The sequence below is a fragment of the Streptomyces sp. NPDC090994 genome (assembly GCF_044768905.1).
Lineage (GTDB): Bacteria > Actinomycetota > Actinomycetes > Streptomycetales > Streptomycetaceae > Streptomyces.
Genome location: NZ_JBIVWS010000003.1, coordinates 510,127 through 522,757 on the forward strand (window position 1 = coordinate 510,127; position 12,631 = coordinate 522,757).

The following is a 12,631-nucleotide window of genomic DNA, read 5'->3' on the forward strand; positions in this document are numbered from 1 at the left end:
GTCAGTCCCCCTTGGTCTCGGATATCAGGCGGAGGACGTCGGCCAGGTCCAGCCCGGCCGCATCCGCCGGGGTCAGGCCGAGCAGGGCGAGCACCGCGCCGGATGCGGAGAACGTCGCCTTGCCCTCAGTGCCCGGCAGAGGCCGCAGCGCATGCAGCTCCCGCAGCGGACCCCGATTGTCGAGGCCGGTCACTGGGCCGCCTCCGCCGCGACCAGCTCCAGGCGGGCGGCGCGGTAGGCGACGCCGTCGGAGAGCTGACCATTGAAGATCCGCGCCCACGGGGTGGCGAACAGCCTAACCGGCCGCACCATCACGCCCGGCTTCAGCCCGGCCGCCAGACCCGACTCCGGAACCGTGATCTTCAGGACCTCGGCCCGGCCGTCCTCCATGAGCATCACGGTCACCGTGTACAGCGACGCGCCGGTCTCCCGGTCGGTGGCGACCTCCCCGGTCTGCTGGTCCTTGATCTTCAGTACCGGCTCGGTGCCCGCGATGCACACCGCCGACGGCAGCAGAGCAACACGGATTCGAGACATGGCCATGCCATCACATCCTCGTCGTTCGAGATGGAGCCGCTTGATCGACTCGACATGGAGCATAAGGAGATGATCGCTCAACTTGCAAGGTCGATTAGGTTGTGACTTCGATCAGGTTAGTAGGTGGCCACCTGGTGAGCCCGTCGATCTGCCTGTATCGCTACGGCTTCCTGGCGATACCGTTGGGGCATGACCCTGCCCCTGGATGAGGACTCCCGGCCGCCGTACCTCCAGGCCGCCGAGGCACTGCGAGACGCGATCTTGAGCGGTGAGTTCCGCCCCGGCGAGCGCCTGCCCTCAGCCAACGTGCTGCGTGACCGGTTCGGGGTCTCCAGCTCCACCGTCCAAAACGCCCTGCGCGTGCTCAAGCAGGAAGGCTTGGTCTACTCCCAGCTCGGCCGGGGCAGCTATGTCAGCACCTCCTCCGGCCGGAGTCTCGAAGGGACCGGCGGCGAACACAAGGGCGCCGACACCGAAGGCCCCGACTGGCCGGCCGACGGCATCCGCAACGAAGACGCCCGACCGCCCTACGCCCAGGTCGCCGACATCCTCCGCCGAGAGATCCTGGAAGGCACCTACCCTCCGGGCTCCCAGCTCCCTCCCGCCCGGGAGATCCAAGAGCGGTTCAAAGTCGCCAACTCCACCGCGCAGAACGCCTATCGAAGCCTCAAGCAAGCCGGGCTGGTGTACGCGGTCAAGGGGCGCGGCGTCTTCGTCCGCCAGGAACCGGAGCCGGGCAAGTACCACGGGCCGATCGCGAACTACCTGCTGCGCGAGGAGATTGACCGCGAGGCGCGCGCAGCCGCCACCGAGTTCGCCGACCTCAGCGACGAGGAGCTGCTGGCGCGAGAAGCGGAGCTAGATCGGCGATGGGACGTGGTTCGGGAAGAGCATCAGCGACTCTTCAACGAGCGCCGCAAGGTTAAGCGGGAGAAGAGCCGACGCGGCCTGCTCCTGCCACCCCTCCACGACGAGGACGCCGAACCGGACGTATCGCCGAGCGAGAAGCTGAAGACCGCACTGGCCGAATCGAAGAAGCGCCGACAGCAGCGACCCTGACCGTCGACCCGGCAACTCGATGAACGGGTTGTCGAGCGGGTGAGCTGTTCAGAGTTTCTTTACTTGATCAAGGCGGCCCGCTGTCGCGGGCCGCGCGCGCTCCGGCCCTGCGGGGCCGCCGCCCGCTCCTGTCTCCGCCCCGCTCGCCGTCGGCCCCGCCGGTCCGGGCGCGCAACAGCCAGCACAGCGAAGCCACCTGGGGCTCTGCCCCAGACCCCGGCCCTCCCTCCGAGGGGCATCGGGGCCGAATGTCGGGTGCGGTTCCGTCGTGGTGAGTGGTCGCGGGGCGCGGGTGGGGTCCCTCGTCGCCCGGTCACCGGAGGCGTACCAGGAACCCCCGGGGGCCGCCAAGGCCGAGCGCACGCGTCACGGGGTGAGCCTTGGCGGCCCCCGGGGAACCCTGGTCCGGCGAAGCTGCCCGACCGACGAGGGGCCCCACCCGCTCAGGTCCCGGTCCTGCCGGAGCCCGGCCCCGCGCGGGGGTGGTGATCGCTCCGTGGCGGGTATCTGCCGGATAGCCACCGGTTGACGCGCCCGTCCGGCGTACCGTGGCGCTGGAGGTGGTGAGCGGATGGCTACGGAACTCACGGAGCTGGCGGACAACGTCCGCAAGCACCGGCGTCGGGCCGGGATGAGCCAAGAGGAACTGGCCCACGCCGCAGGCGTGTCCCCGGGAACAGTGCGCAAGGTCGAGCAGGGCGGAACGGTCCGCATGGAGACGCTGCACACCCTCGCCCGCGCACTGGAGGTGACCACAGCAACGCTGCTGGCCCCGGACGCTCCGCAACCGGTGCGCAAAACCGAGGACAGGAACCGCGTCAACCTCATCGAGCTGCGGGCCGCCCTGACCCCGCCGGTCGGGCTGGCCGATGCGGGCGGCGAGGTCGGCGAAGAGGAGCCGAACGTGCGCCGCTTTCGCCGGGCGGTGCATGACGGCGCGGTGCTGTACCACTCCGACAGCTACAAGAGCGTCGCGTCCCAACTCCCCGGACTCCTACGCGATGCCAACAGCGCGGTCGCCTACTACGACAACGGTGAGGAACACCGCCAGGCGCTTCTGGCCCGAGCCGAAGCCTTGCAACTGGCAGGGCGGTATCTGACGCAGGTCCGTCAGTACGACCTCGGCTACACCGCCCTGGCCGGGGCGATCACCGACGCCCGCCGCTCCGCAGACACCCTCACCGCAGCGTCCGGCGTGATCGGCATGTGCTGGCTGCTCCTGCGCCAGGGACGCTTGGACGAGGCCGAGCACCTGGCCGCCCAAACCGCCGACATGATCGAGCCGAGGCTTTCCAGGGCAACCCCCGACGAATGCGCGGCATGGGGCTGGCTGGCACTACGGGCTGCTGCTGCCGCAGGCCGCAACAACCGCCCCCAGGAGGCCCGCCACTACCACCGCGTGGCCACCACAGCGGCATCGGCCGTGGGACGGGAGCACACCGGCTCGTTCTTCCGGCACTGGACGACCTTCGGTCCGCTGACCGTCGGCATGAAGGGCGTGGAGGACGCCATGGTCGTGGGCGACGCGCATACCGTCGTCCGCAAGGCCGGCGAGGACGCCCTGTCGCCCAAGGCATGGAAGAGCACCGGGCGGCCGAGCGACGACAACTGGAACCGCCACCGCATGGACGTAGCACGCGCCCACGCCCGCACCGGCGACCTGACCGCAGCGATGGACGAGCTGACCGGAGTACGCCGAGCATCCCCCCAGTGGCTCCAGCACCAGCACGTGGCCGCCGAGACCATGCAGGAGATCCTGAAGAGGCGCAAGCGCACCCTCACCGCCGAGATGCGCGACATGGCTTCCTACCTGGGCGTCGTCGGATAGCTACCACGCAGCGCAGCACTTCGCACACTCTGCGTCGCAAACTGCGCTGGCCCACACATGGAGTGACGGCTAGTCAGCTCCTACGGTCACCGTGTCCCTATCAGCTACCCAGCCGGGGGTGCACGGTGACCAAACCCAGGAGCGACGCGGACCGCATGCGGCGCCGGGAACTTTACGACGCGGCGGCAGGCGTGGCTGGCCCCCGCTTACTCCCATGGACCACCCCGGACGGGAACCCCTGCTACCTCAGCACCGATGGCAGGGGCTACCTGTCCACACTCGCCGACAGCATCGAAGCCGTCCAACTCGGCATGGGCGAGGAGCTACTGGAACACGCCCGCGAAGTCCTGGCCCCCGGCGCACGAGCCCTGTCGGCCACCGAGTACCGCTGGCTCGCCTCCCGACTGGCCGAGGCCCTGACGGACGCGCTCCGGGTGGCCGAATCGCGCGGACAGCGCATCCCGGACCCCCAGGAAGAGGCGGCCGAGCATGCCTGACTCGGCCACCACCGGTACGCCGGCCCGCAAGCGCTACCGCTTCCGCGAGTACCACGTGACCACCGTCGTGGACCCCATGACCCTGCCCACCTTCGAGGCCGTCTGCGTCACCGGCGAAGACCACGACTGCGGCGCCACCTCCGGCGAAGTGCACACCGAGGATGAACTGACCCGCTGGATCGCCGAGCACTGCGCCCAGACCGGCCACGACTTCTACCACCGCACCACGCGCGCCACCCTCCGGGCCGAACCCGGCGCCTGGCAGTGAACGCCCCCGCCGTCGGCGCCCTTGACGGCAGTAGCGACGGCAACAACCACGGATTTCCAAGCACAACCACGGACGCCAGCGGAACGCAAAACCCGCTCTGACCAGCGAAGAAGCAGGTAGAGCGGTACCACGTAGCACACGTACTATGTGGTGGCGGGGGCCACGCCGGTCCTGGTGCACAATACAAATACACCGATCGGCTGTGGTTTGAATGGTGAGCCGATTTATGACATCCCCGCTGGATCAAGTGGAGGGCCTGGAGCGGGTCAAAGGATTCCCGCTGATATGCTCCGTGAATACAATATTGGAGTTAACGCGGACCCGAATCTCCCCACGCCATTGTGTTCGTACTGCAGGACAAACTCAGCACAAGCGGTGGATCATGTTGAGCCGCGCGTTCGTGGTGGTGATCTGACCGACGCCAATACGACACCGGTATGTCGGCACTGCAATAGCTCAAAGAGGGATCACGGCGCCCCCCTGAATCCGCCAGCCGGTTATACTGGCCCGTGGCCGCCCTCTCATTGGCCACCTCACATCAGGAGATAGTCGCAGTCTCTGAGCGTGGACCTACCCCGGCACGGGTTGTGTGCTGGGGTAGATCCGCATTCATCCAAGAGAGGTAGTTCATGAGTTCACAAGTTAGCTTCATTGTTCACGATGAACCTGCCGACAGGCCCGATCGAGGCTATATCGCCGTGGTTGATTTGGCGCCCTTCGGATTTCCTCGGCAGATGGAGCAAATTTGGCTACGCCCTCTCGGTGATGGACAGTACGAAATTTGCTGCTTGCCCTTCCGGGTTTACGGATTGGCGATGGGTGACGTCGTCTCGCTCAACGAGGAAGATGGAAGCATCAATGGGGTCATTCGATATTCTGGAAATCGCGTATTTAGGATCTACTTTCCCTCTTCTACCCCTTTGGGGGACTTCGATTCGGTCAAAAGGGATGTGATTTCCGCTATTCATGATGCCGATTTGCGGGCTGAGTGGAGCGGAGATCGACATGTGGCGATACATATCCCGTTGGGTGGATCGGTGGAGCGCGTATGGGCGGTGGTTCGACAACTTGGAGGTATCGCTGTATGGGAGTGGTCAGACGTGGAGGAGTTCCGCGCCAGTTGAGGGCGAAGCCCGCGTGAGAATGACAGGCGGATCTGTGCATCGCAGAATTGAGGAAGACCCTATTTGAGTTGCTGACACCCGTCCGGTCTTGGCTATGAAACCGCCGAGTTCTTTGGGGTGGCGTTGGTTGGATGCCGCGTAGTCGTTTCTTCACGAGTGGGGGTGAGGTTGTCAATTGTGCGGGGTGCGAGGGGCGCCGGGGACTTCTCCAGGCGGGCTCTTACGCCTCAGGCCGGGTGCATAAAGCGGGCAGGGGCATTGCATGAAGTGATCTTGTCCGGGTTCATACGGTGAGGCCGAGGAGGGTCAGGGGGCGGCGGTAGTCGCGGGCCGCTCGCCGGAGGGCGGCTGCGATGTTCTTCTGGCCGTCTTGCCGGTGGAGGCCGATGGCCAGGTTGCGGAGACTGGCCATCGTGCGGGGCAGGTGAGCGGAACGGACTTTGGAGTCGTCCTTGCGGAAGGTCCGGTCCCGGACGTGGTGGAGGAGGTTCTCGATACCCCAGTGACCTCTGATCCAGGAAGCGAGCTGGGCGCCGGTGGCCGCGCTGGGCGGCAGGCTGGTGATCAGGTAGACGCGTTCGATGGTCAGCTTGCCCGAGCTGTGGTCTCGTCTCCAGCGCACGACTTGGAGGGCTTGGCGGGCGTCGGGGTAGTCGAGGTGGGCGAACGCGGCGGTCTTCAGCCGGCGGATCTCGTCGCGGTGGTGAGCCCGGGTGCGCTCGTAGTGGTCGAGCGTGATCTCACGCCAGGGCAGAGCGCGGACGCGGCCGAACAGGTTGGGGTGGTTCTTCTTCACGACGGCGATGTAGTGGGCTCCTCGCGAACGCAGGTAGGTGCCGTGGCCGTGCTGGGTGTGCAGGGCATCCGCCGTGATCACGGCGTGGGTGAGGTCGACGCCGTTCAATAGCGGCGCGAAGGAGGGTATCTCGTTGCTCTTGTCGGCGACCTGGCGCTGGGAGAGGACCTCTCCGCTGTGCGTCATCGCGGACAGCAGCGAGATCGCCGCCGTGGTCCGGGTGCGTGAGCCACGGACGGTCTTGCCGTCCACTGCGATCGGCCACAGCGCGTCCGGCGTACGGGTGCGGGATGCCCGCGCGGACAGGAAGGCCCCGATCGCGGCATCCAGCGCGTCGCCGTCCAGACGGGCAAGCAGACGACGCACTGTCGCCGGGTGCGGCACCACGGCCTGCCCGGTCAGAGGATCCGGGGCGAAACCGAGGGCGCGTACGGCCCAGCCCGGTGCGTCCGTGATCCACTCACCGATCGCGGCCAGGGAACGGGCGCCGGCCAGCACGGCGGCTGCCGCGGCCGCCAGCAGCGCGGACAGCGGATGCCGGCGACCCCTTCGATCCCGCGGATCGGGCACCGCATCCAGAAAGAGACGCAACCCGGCTGCGTCGATGAGAGGTACAGACGAAGGAGCGTGGGTCAGGTGCTCCAGCGCGACGGGCATAGGGGATGATGCAGGGGCAGGCACGGTCTCGTTCGGTTCTCATGGGTCTCGACAACCACATGATTACCGGCGCCGTGCCTGCGCTGCTTTCAGGCCCCAGAGCGGGACACAACGCGACGTCACCGACAAGGCGCATGAACCAGACCGATCCGCTTCATGCAATGCCCCTGGGTGATACCCGACGAAGATCCGGACCTGGAACCGACCGTCCACATCCACAGCCACGACGAGCACGTCATCCCCTACGAGATCATGCGTTGGTTCATGCAGCACATGGCGGACCAGGTTGAAGGCTGCCGCATCATGACGGGTGTCGGCCAGGCGGTCACATGAGGTCCTCGTTGTCGTCATCGCAGGGATCAGGGTCGTCGAGGGCGGGCAGGGGAAGGCGTGCGCCACGGCTCACCGCAATACGGTGTGCATTGACCAGTGCCTCGGTCAGTTGGACGGCCAGTAGGTGAAGTTCTCCAGACGTCCATGCGCGGTTGGCGAGGATCCGCTGCGACTCCTCGATCAACTCTCGGGCCAGGCCGAGTTGGACTGCTTCCGTCTGGTCAGCGAGGCGTGCCATGAATCCGGCTCCGTCGCTGGACAGGTAGCACGGCTTTCCTCCGGGCCCTGCCCACGGCAGGAGCCGCAGTTCGTCGGCTGGACTCATGCTGTCGCCTCCCCGCTGTGGAGCAGCCGAGTGCGGATGGCGGGGCTGTGTACCGGCAGCAGGCACTTGGTTGGTGTACGGGTGGTCGGTGCTGCGAGGGAACAGCGATCTGCTCTGTGATGGCGTCCCTTGACGGGATACACAAGGCGCAGCAGTGGCTCGAAGGTATGGGTGATGCGGGCGGCATGTCGACGGTCCTATCGGCGTGACCACGCCCCGGAACCGTTGCAGGGCCGCGGGGGTGCTGACGAGGTGTCATCCTGTCGACTGGTGGCACACGGCAGTTGCACCGAACCGTGCAACTCTCCGGTGCTGGAAACTGTTAGACCCCGACCCATTCCGCGTAGCGGGACAGCGAGCTGCTCCGGACACGCTCGCGCCGCTTGAGTGCCAGCACCGTTTCCCGCACCGTCGGGTGGTAACGCGTCTGCTGCGGCGCGATCCGCCGGGCACGGTGCAAGCAGTCCAGCGCCTGCTCCGGATGGTTCGACCAGGCATGTGCGCGTCCGAGATCGATCCAGTGGTGCCCGGCTCGGGAGCGGGTCCAGTCGCGTGGAATGCGTACGTTCTCAGCGAGTTCGATCGCGCGCCCGAAGTCATCGGCGTCCGAGGCGATGGACACGGCGTGCACAGCGACGTTCACCGGTCCCCAGGTGACGCCGAAGTCGGGTAGCTCGCCCGTGACCTGGGAAAGCGCCTGAGCCTCGACCAGGCGGGCGTCGGCGTGGTCCCGGTCCTTCATGCGGCCCGCGATGGTCGCGGCGCGCAGGTGGAGCATGCCCCGCATCGCCTCGATGCCCGCCGGCCGGCGTGACTGCTGGCCATCGAGGTCCCGCAGGGCCCGGTCGACAACCCGCAGACCCACGTCGTACCGACCCGACGACATCGTGGTCTGCGCACGCAGAACGGCATGCATGGCGGCCAGCCCCGGCTCGTCGGCGCGCGGCGCGGTCCAGGCGAGCCGGTCGAGCGCAACGGTCGCCAGATCGAGGAAACCGAACTTCCACGCCACGGTGAACACGCACCGGAACGACTCCGCCAGACATTCGTAGGCCAGTCGCTGTTCTTCCCCCGTACTGGTGTGCACCGCCTGCACCGACTCGTCGATCAGCACGGGCAGGGTGCGCACCATGTCCGTGTACCGCGCCTGACGGCGTTGCTCCAGAGCATGTTCCACGTCTGTCCAGATCAACGCGGCCGGGCGCGGAGCCGTCTCCCAGTCCAGGGCGACGTCCCAGTTCTCCAGCCCTTCACGGATCGGCTGGATCAGTGTGTCTATCCGGTCGCGGCGCAAATCGTCGGCATACGGCTGCCCCAGCAATTCGGACGTGGAAACACCCAGCGCGCGGGCGCAGGCCGCGACGAGAGCGGGGGAGGCGGGCTTCTGTCCGCACTCGACCTTTGACAGCAGGGACTTCGACACGTGGGCTCTTATCGCCAGCCCTTGTTGTGTCAGTCCACGCTGTTTACGGATCCGAGCGATCCGAGCGCCGACGTGTTCCTCGATGCTCTGCGGCACGGCTGACTCCGTTCTGGGGCAACACTCAGACGGTACCCCTGCCGGACAGTCCCGGACCGGCCGAACACCGATCAGGTTGGCTACTCACAGGACGCGTCACATCGAGGTAGCTGCGTCGCACTCGCCCAACCCGCTGACGCGCGTGCCGGTGCCGGCGAGCCCGACTCGGACGAGGGGCGCTACCTTTCCGTTGACCTGGTCACGGGGTGACCTGTGGGCGTGCGGCAGCCTGTTCATCCAGGCAATCCCGTGGACGAAACTGACCAAGATCCCCTCGGTCATCAAAGCGGCGTCGCGGATCGCGAGCGCGGTCAACGCGTGGATGAAGGCCAAGGAGAAGGCCCGCAAGATCATCGAAATGGCCAAGAAGGCCCGCGAACTGGCCCGCAAGGCGAAGGAGGCCAAGCGCAAGGCGGCCGAACGGGCGGCCCAACTGCGCAAGAAGGCCAAGGAGGCGGCCACCCGCAAGGCCAAGGCAGCCGCGCGGAAGACGGGCAACGCCGTCCAGAAGACGCAGAAGGCGGCGGCGAAGAAGGCGGAGCCGAAACCGCGGCAGGCCAGGGCCAAGGACGAGTCGTCAGGGAAAACCCAGGAGTCGTCGGAATCCTCCGGGGAATCGTCCGGGGAAGGCATTGGCTGCAAGACGCCCAACAGCTTCGTGCCGGGCACCCTCGTCCTGATGGCCGACGGCACGACCAAGCCCATCGAGGACATCGAGAACGGCGACAAGGTACTGGCCACCGACCCGGAAACCGGCGAGACGGCCGTGGAGACGGTCACCGCCGAGATCCTCGGCAAGGGCGTCAAGCACCTGGTCAAGGTCGAGATCACCACCCCCGACGGCACCACCGCCGAGGTCACGGCCACCGACGGACACCCCTTCTGGGTCCCCGAACTGGGCGACTGGATCGACGCCACCGACCTGAAGACCGGCCAGTGGCTGCGCACCAGCGCCGGCACGTACGTCCAGATCACGGCGATCGAACGGTGGACGGCGCAACGGGCGACGGTCCACAACCTGACCGTCAGCGACCTGCACACCTATTACGTTCTCGCGGGCGAATCCGCTGTCCTTGTCCATAATTGCGGTGCTACCCAGGTCGAGTACGGTGGTGACAACCTCAGCCGAGTTGCTATCCAGGCACGCAAGGACAACGGGTGGTTGTCGGGCGGCAGGAACGTGGCTGTCGTCGCCTATGAGAACGGGGAAGGGGCGATGGACTACATAGTACGACGCAGCTCCGGCCGTCACTCCGAGCGTTTGGCGATCGAGGCATGGTCCGCGTTGGGCCTCGACGATGACAGCCTGAAGGGCATTTACACCGAGCTAGAGCCCTGCGGCTCCGACTACCAGAACTGCAGCGCATGGCTCGGGAAGAACGCCCCAGGGGGAGTGCCGGTAACATACAGCTTCAGCTACGGTCCGGACCGGGCGGGAAGGCGATCGGGTATGAACGCTCTAAAACGCGGCCTGACTGCTATCCGGCGAGGACTGTTGTAATTGGGAGGTTTTCTGTGAGTGACGTGCGGTGGTCACCGTATGACGTGGCGGCCTTGCGAAGGGCAGGACTGGGCAGCGACGAGGTCGAACTCCTGTCGGAGCGGGGGTTGCCGGAGGACGTGCACCGCATGTTCGTGCGCAACGCCGACCGAGAGTTGGAACTGGCGGAGAGCCCTGCGACAGGACCTCTGGTTTTTCTGGGTGACTTCGAGGATGGAGTCAACAGCTACTACCTGTCCAAGACCGACGGTTCTGTGTGGATGAAGAAGGGGTATGCGGATGAGCAGAGTAGCTTCATCCGCGTGAATACCTCATTGAATTCACTTCAGCGGATACTGCACATCTGGGAGCTGTTCGTATGTTCCGGTGTGCATGAAGAAGACGACTTGTACGACTCGCTGGTGGAACGTACTGTTGCCGCCGCTGAAGATGCCGATCCTGAGGTGTTCGAGGACGAAGAAGGGTGGTGGCCCCGAGTGTTCGAGGAGGTCGAACTGGGAGTTCTTGCCCCGGAGTAATCCGGTCCCGTCACCTCAGAAATGATCAGTATCACAGGCATCGGGTGTACGGCGGTGGAGGGCCGCCGCTGTTGTGTTGGTGGATAACAGGGGTCGCGGTGTCTGATTGGTTCGGCGCTCTGCAATTGCGTCCGGCAGGGACGGGAGCCGGATGGGTCAGCGCGGTGCGGCGCCCGGGCGAGCGGGGCGGGTCAGGTCTGCCGCCAGGCCCGCCAGGGCCGGGTGATGATCTCCCGGTAGGTGTGGTGGGACGGGTTCTGGCCGCAGTGCCGCAGTACCCAGTCCTGCGGTTCGGTGAAGCCCTCGCTCGTAGGTGAGGTCTCTCCGTCCACGGCACACTGCATCGCGTACAGGACCGGCTCCGCGTCCGGCTCGCGGTCGGGCTGGAGGGTCCAGGTCTCGTAGCGCAGGACCGAGCGAGGGGTCACCGTCCCCACCTCCGGTTGGCCAGGGCCACCTTCGCACTCAACTCCTCCGCTGAAGTCGGCTGGCGCAGGTCCTCGGGTGGCACGTCCCATTCCCGGCCACCGTGCGGCGGCCGAAGCTGCACGTACGGCCCCGCATGCCCCATCACCACGCCCACCTTGCCGCTCCGCCGGTCGACCACCAAGGCGCCGGCATCGGGTGAGAGGGTGTGTCCGTCGGCATCAGGGGTGGGGACCGTCATCGTGACCACCCCGGCGAGGCGGCGCACGACCGGGCGTCCAGTCGCAGGGCGGGAACACATGGGGTGGCGTTCAGTCGCACGGTGAAGCTCCTCGGCGGCGTTGAAGTGTGCCCCTGGGCCTGTCGGCGCCGCAGGGTCGGCACCGATCCTCACGCTGGTCACTGGGACGAAGGAACCGCCACCAAACCCCACTTTGGGACGTCCTGCACCGTGTAGAACGTCCCTGGTGCCGTCCTGGGGCGAAGGGGGAGACTCGTGCCGAACGAGAGACTACGAGCCGTCATGGCGGCGGGAGGCTGGACGTACGCCGCACTTGCTCAGCAGGTCGAGGTCGACCCCAAGTCGGTCGAGCGCTGGGTGAACCTCGGGCGCATCCCACGTCGTGCCACCGCCCTCCAGGCGGCCAAGGCTCTGGGAGAAGACGTGCACGCACTCTGGCCGGCGCTCCGTCAGGCCCGCCCCGCCCGCGCCATCAGTCCCGAGCTGGTGGCGCTCTACGAGCAGCGGGCCGACATCCCGGTCTCGGCGTTCACCGACCTGATGGCCCAGGCCCGGGAACGGATCGACGTCCTCGTCTACGCGGCCGTCTTCCTCCACGAGGCGTGCCCGAGGCTGAACGAACTTCTCGCCGAACGTGCCGCCGAAGGCTGCACCGTCCGCGTCGCGGTCGGGGACGCCGACGGCGACACCGTCCAAGCCCGCGGCCAAGAGGAGCGGTTCGGCCACGGCATCGAATCCCGCTGCCGCCTCGCGCTCATGCACTACAGGCCCCTCGCCGGCACCCCCGGCATCGAAGTCCGCACTCACAGCACCACGCTCTACAACTCCCTCTACCGCGTCGACGACCAGCAACTCGTCAACGCACACGTCTGGGGTGTCAACGCCTACGCCGCCCCCGTATGGCATCTTCGCCGACACGAGACAGGCGGCATGTTCGACACCTACGCCGAGAGCTTCGACGCGGTGTGGGCGACGGCGACGCCCGTAGGAGAGGAAGGCTGA

General features: G+C 66.7%; 17 protein-coding genes. 10 read left to right on the forward strand and 7 right to left on the reverse strand.

What is annotated here, in order from left to right; all coding sequences use genetic code 11:
• Nucleotide 1: 1 nt before the first annotated feature.
• Both ACIQR3_RS09670 and ACIQR3_RS09675 read right to left on the reverse strand, forming a co-directional pair.
• The gene (locus ACIQR3_RS09670; RefSeq protein ID WP_403536527.1) at nucleotides 2-193 is read right to left on the reverse strand and encodes a hypothetical protein; all 192 of its coding nucleotides are present in this window, start codon (nucleotides 191-193) and stop codon (nucleotides 2-4) included.
• Nucleotides 190-543: a hypothetical protein gene (locus ACIQR3_RS09675; RefSeq protein WP_403536530.1), complete on the reverse strand. Its 354-nt coding sequence runs from the start codon at nucleotides 541-543 to the stop codon at nucleotides 190-192. The genes ACIQR3_RS09670 and ACIQR3_RS09675 overlap by 4 nt, the downstream gene beginning before the upstream one ends.
• A 183-nt stretch (nucleotides 544-726) precedes the next feature.
• On the opposite strand from ACIQR3_RS09675, the gene ACIQR3_RS09680 reads away from it, so the two are divergent.
• The 6 genes from ACIQR3_RS09680 (at nucleotide 727) to ACIQR3_RS09705 (ending at nucleotide 5,313) form a co-directional block, all read left to right on the forward strand.
• Entirely contained in the window at nucleotides 727-1,596 is an 870-nt protein-coding gene (locus ACIQR3_RS09680) for a GntR family transcriptional regulator (protein WP_403536533.1), read from the forward strand.
• A 571-nt stretch (nucleotides 1,597-2,167) separates the two neighbouring features.
• Nucleotides 2,168-3,424 (forward strand): helix-turn-helix domain-containing protein, encoded by a 1,257-nt coding sequence (locus ACIQR3_RS09685; protein WP_403536536.1) that lies wholly within the window; start codon nucleotides 2,168-2,170, stop codon nucleotides 3,422-3,424.
• 125 nt (nucleotides 3,425-3,549) lie between these two features.
• Nucleotides 3,550-3,921 (forward strand): hypothetical protein, encoded by a 372-nt coding sequence (locus ACIQR3_RS09690; protein ID WP_403536539.1) that lies wholly within the window; start codon nucleotides 3,550-3,552, stop codon nucleotides 3,919-3,921.
• Nucleotides 3,914-4,189, forward strand: coding sequence for a hypothetical protein (locus ACIQR3_RS09695; protein WP_403536541.1), 276 nt, complete (start codon nucleotides 3,914-3,916; stop codon nucleotides 4,187-4,189). Before ACIQR3_RS09690 ends, ACIQR3_RS09695 begins: the two co-directional genes overlap by 8 nt.
• 285 nt (nucleotides 4,190-4,474) lie before the next feature.
• A complete protein-coding gene (locus ACIQR3_RS09700) occupies nucleotides 4,475-4,738 on the forward strand; it encodes an HNH endonuclease (RefSeq protein WP_403536544.1) in 264 nt (87 codons plus the stop codon).
• An 80-nt stretch (nucleotides 4,739-4,818) separates the two neighbouring features.
• Nucleotides 4,819-5,313: a DUF4265 domain-containing protein gene (locus ACIQR3_RS09705; RefSeq protein ID WP_403536547.1), complete on the forward strand. Its 495-nt coding sequence runs from the start codon at nucleotides 4,819-4,821 to the stop codon at nucleotides 5,311-5,313.
• 283 nt (nucleotides 5,314-5,596) lie between these two features.
• Here the strand turns inward: ACIQR3_RS09705 and ACIQR3_RS09710 are convergent, their stop codons facing one another.
• Entirely contained in the window at nucleotides 5,597-6,679 is a 1,083-nt protein-coding gene (locus ACIQR3_RS09710; RefSeq protein WP_403536549.1) for an ISAs1 family transposase, read from the reverse strand.
• A gap of 258 nt (nucleotides 6,680-6,937) precedes the next feature.
• Between ACIQR3_RS09710 and ACIQR3_RS09715 the strand changes: the two genes are divergently transcribed.
• Complete coding sequence (locus tag ACIQR3_RS09715; RefSeq protein ID WP_403536551.1) at nucleotides 6,938-7,099, forward strand: hypothetical protein; 162 nt, start codon at nucleotides 6,938-6,940, stop codon at nucleotides 7,097-7,099.
• Here ACIQR3_RS09715 and ACIQR3_RS09720 read toward each other — a convergent pair.
• Entirely contained in the window at nucleotides 7,092-7,424 is a 333-nt protein-coding gene (locus ACIQR3_RS09720) for a hypothetical protein (protein ID WP_403536554.1), read from the reverse strand. The two genes, ACIQR3_RS09715 and ACIQR3_RS09720, sit on opposite strands and share 8 nt — an antisense overlap.
• Nucleotides 7,425-7,746: 322 nt before the next feature.
• Nucleotides 7,747-8,943, reverse strand: coding sequence for a helix-turn-helix domain-containing protein (locus tag ACIQR3_RS09725; RefSeq protein ID WP_403536556.1), 1,197 nt, complete (start codon nucleotides 8,941-8,943; stop codon nucleotides 7,747-7,749).
• Nucleotides 8,944-9,133: 190 nt separating this feature from the next.
• Here ACIQR3_RS09725 and ACIQR3_RS09730 point away from each other — a divergent pair, with 190 nt between their 5' ends.
• Both ACIQR3_RS09730 and ACIQR3_RS09735 read left to right on the forward strand, forming a co-directional pair.
• The gene (locus ACIQR3_RS09730) at nucleotides 9,134-10,444 is read left to right on the forward strand and encodes a polymorphic toxin-type HINT domain-containing protein (RefSeq protein ID WP_403536559.1); all 1,311 of its coding nucleotides are present in this window, start codon (nucleotides 9,134-9,136) and stop codon (nucleotides 10,442-10,444) included.
• 14 nt (nucleotides 10,445-10,458) lie between these two features.
• Nucleotides 10,459-10,962 (forward strand): SUKH-4 family immunity protein, encoded by a 504-nt coding sequence (locus ACIQR3_RS09735; RefSeq protein WP_403536562.1) that lies wholly within the window; start codon nucleotides 10,459-10,461, stop codon nucleotides 10,960-10,962.
• 191 nt (nucleotides 10,963-11,153) lie between these two features.
• Here ACIQR3_RS09735 and ACIQR3_RS09740 read toward each other — a convergent pair whose 3' ends face one another.
• Nucleotides 11,154-11,399 (reverse strand): hypothetical protein, encoded by a 246-nt coding sequence (locus tag ACIQR3_RS09740; protein ID WP_215167100.1) that lies wholly within the window; start codon nucleotides 11,397-11,399, stop codon nucleotides 11,154-11,156.
• Nucleotides 11,387-11,629 carry a hypothetical protein gene (locus ACIQR3_RS09745; protein ID WP_251075050.1) on the reverse strand — a complete coding sequence of 81 codons (243 nt, stop codon included), beginning with the start codon at nucleotides 11,627-11,629 and terminating at the stop codon, nucleotides 11,387-11,389. Before ACIQR3_RS09745 ends, ACIQR3_RS09740 begins: the two co-directional genes overlap by 13 nt.
• A 282-nt stretch (nucleotides 11,630-11,911) precedes the next feature.
• Between ACIQR3_RS09745 and ACIQR3_RS09750 the strand changes: the two genes are divergently transcribed.
• Nucleotides 11,912-12,631, forward strand: a complete 720-nt coding sequence (locus tag ACIQR3_RS09750) for a helix-turn-helix domain-containing protein (protein ID WP_215167114.1) — start codon at nucleotides 11,912-11,914, stop codon at nucleotides 12,629-12,631.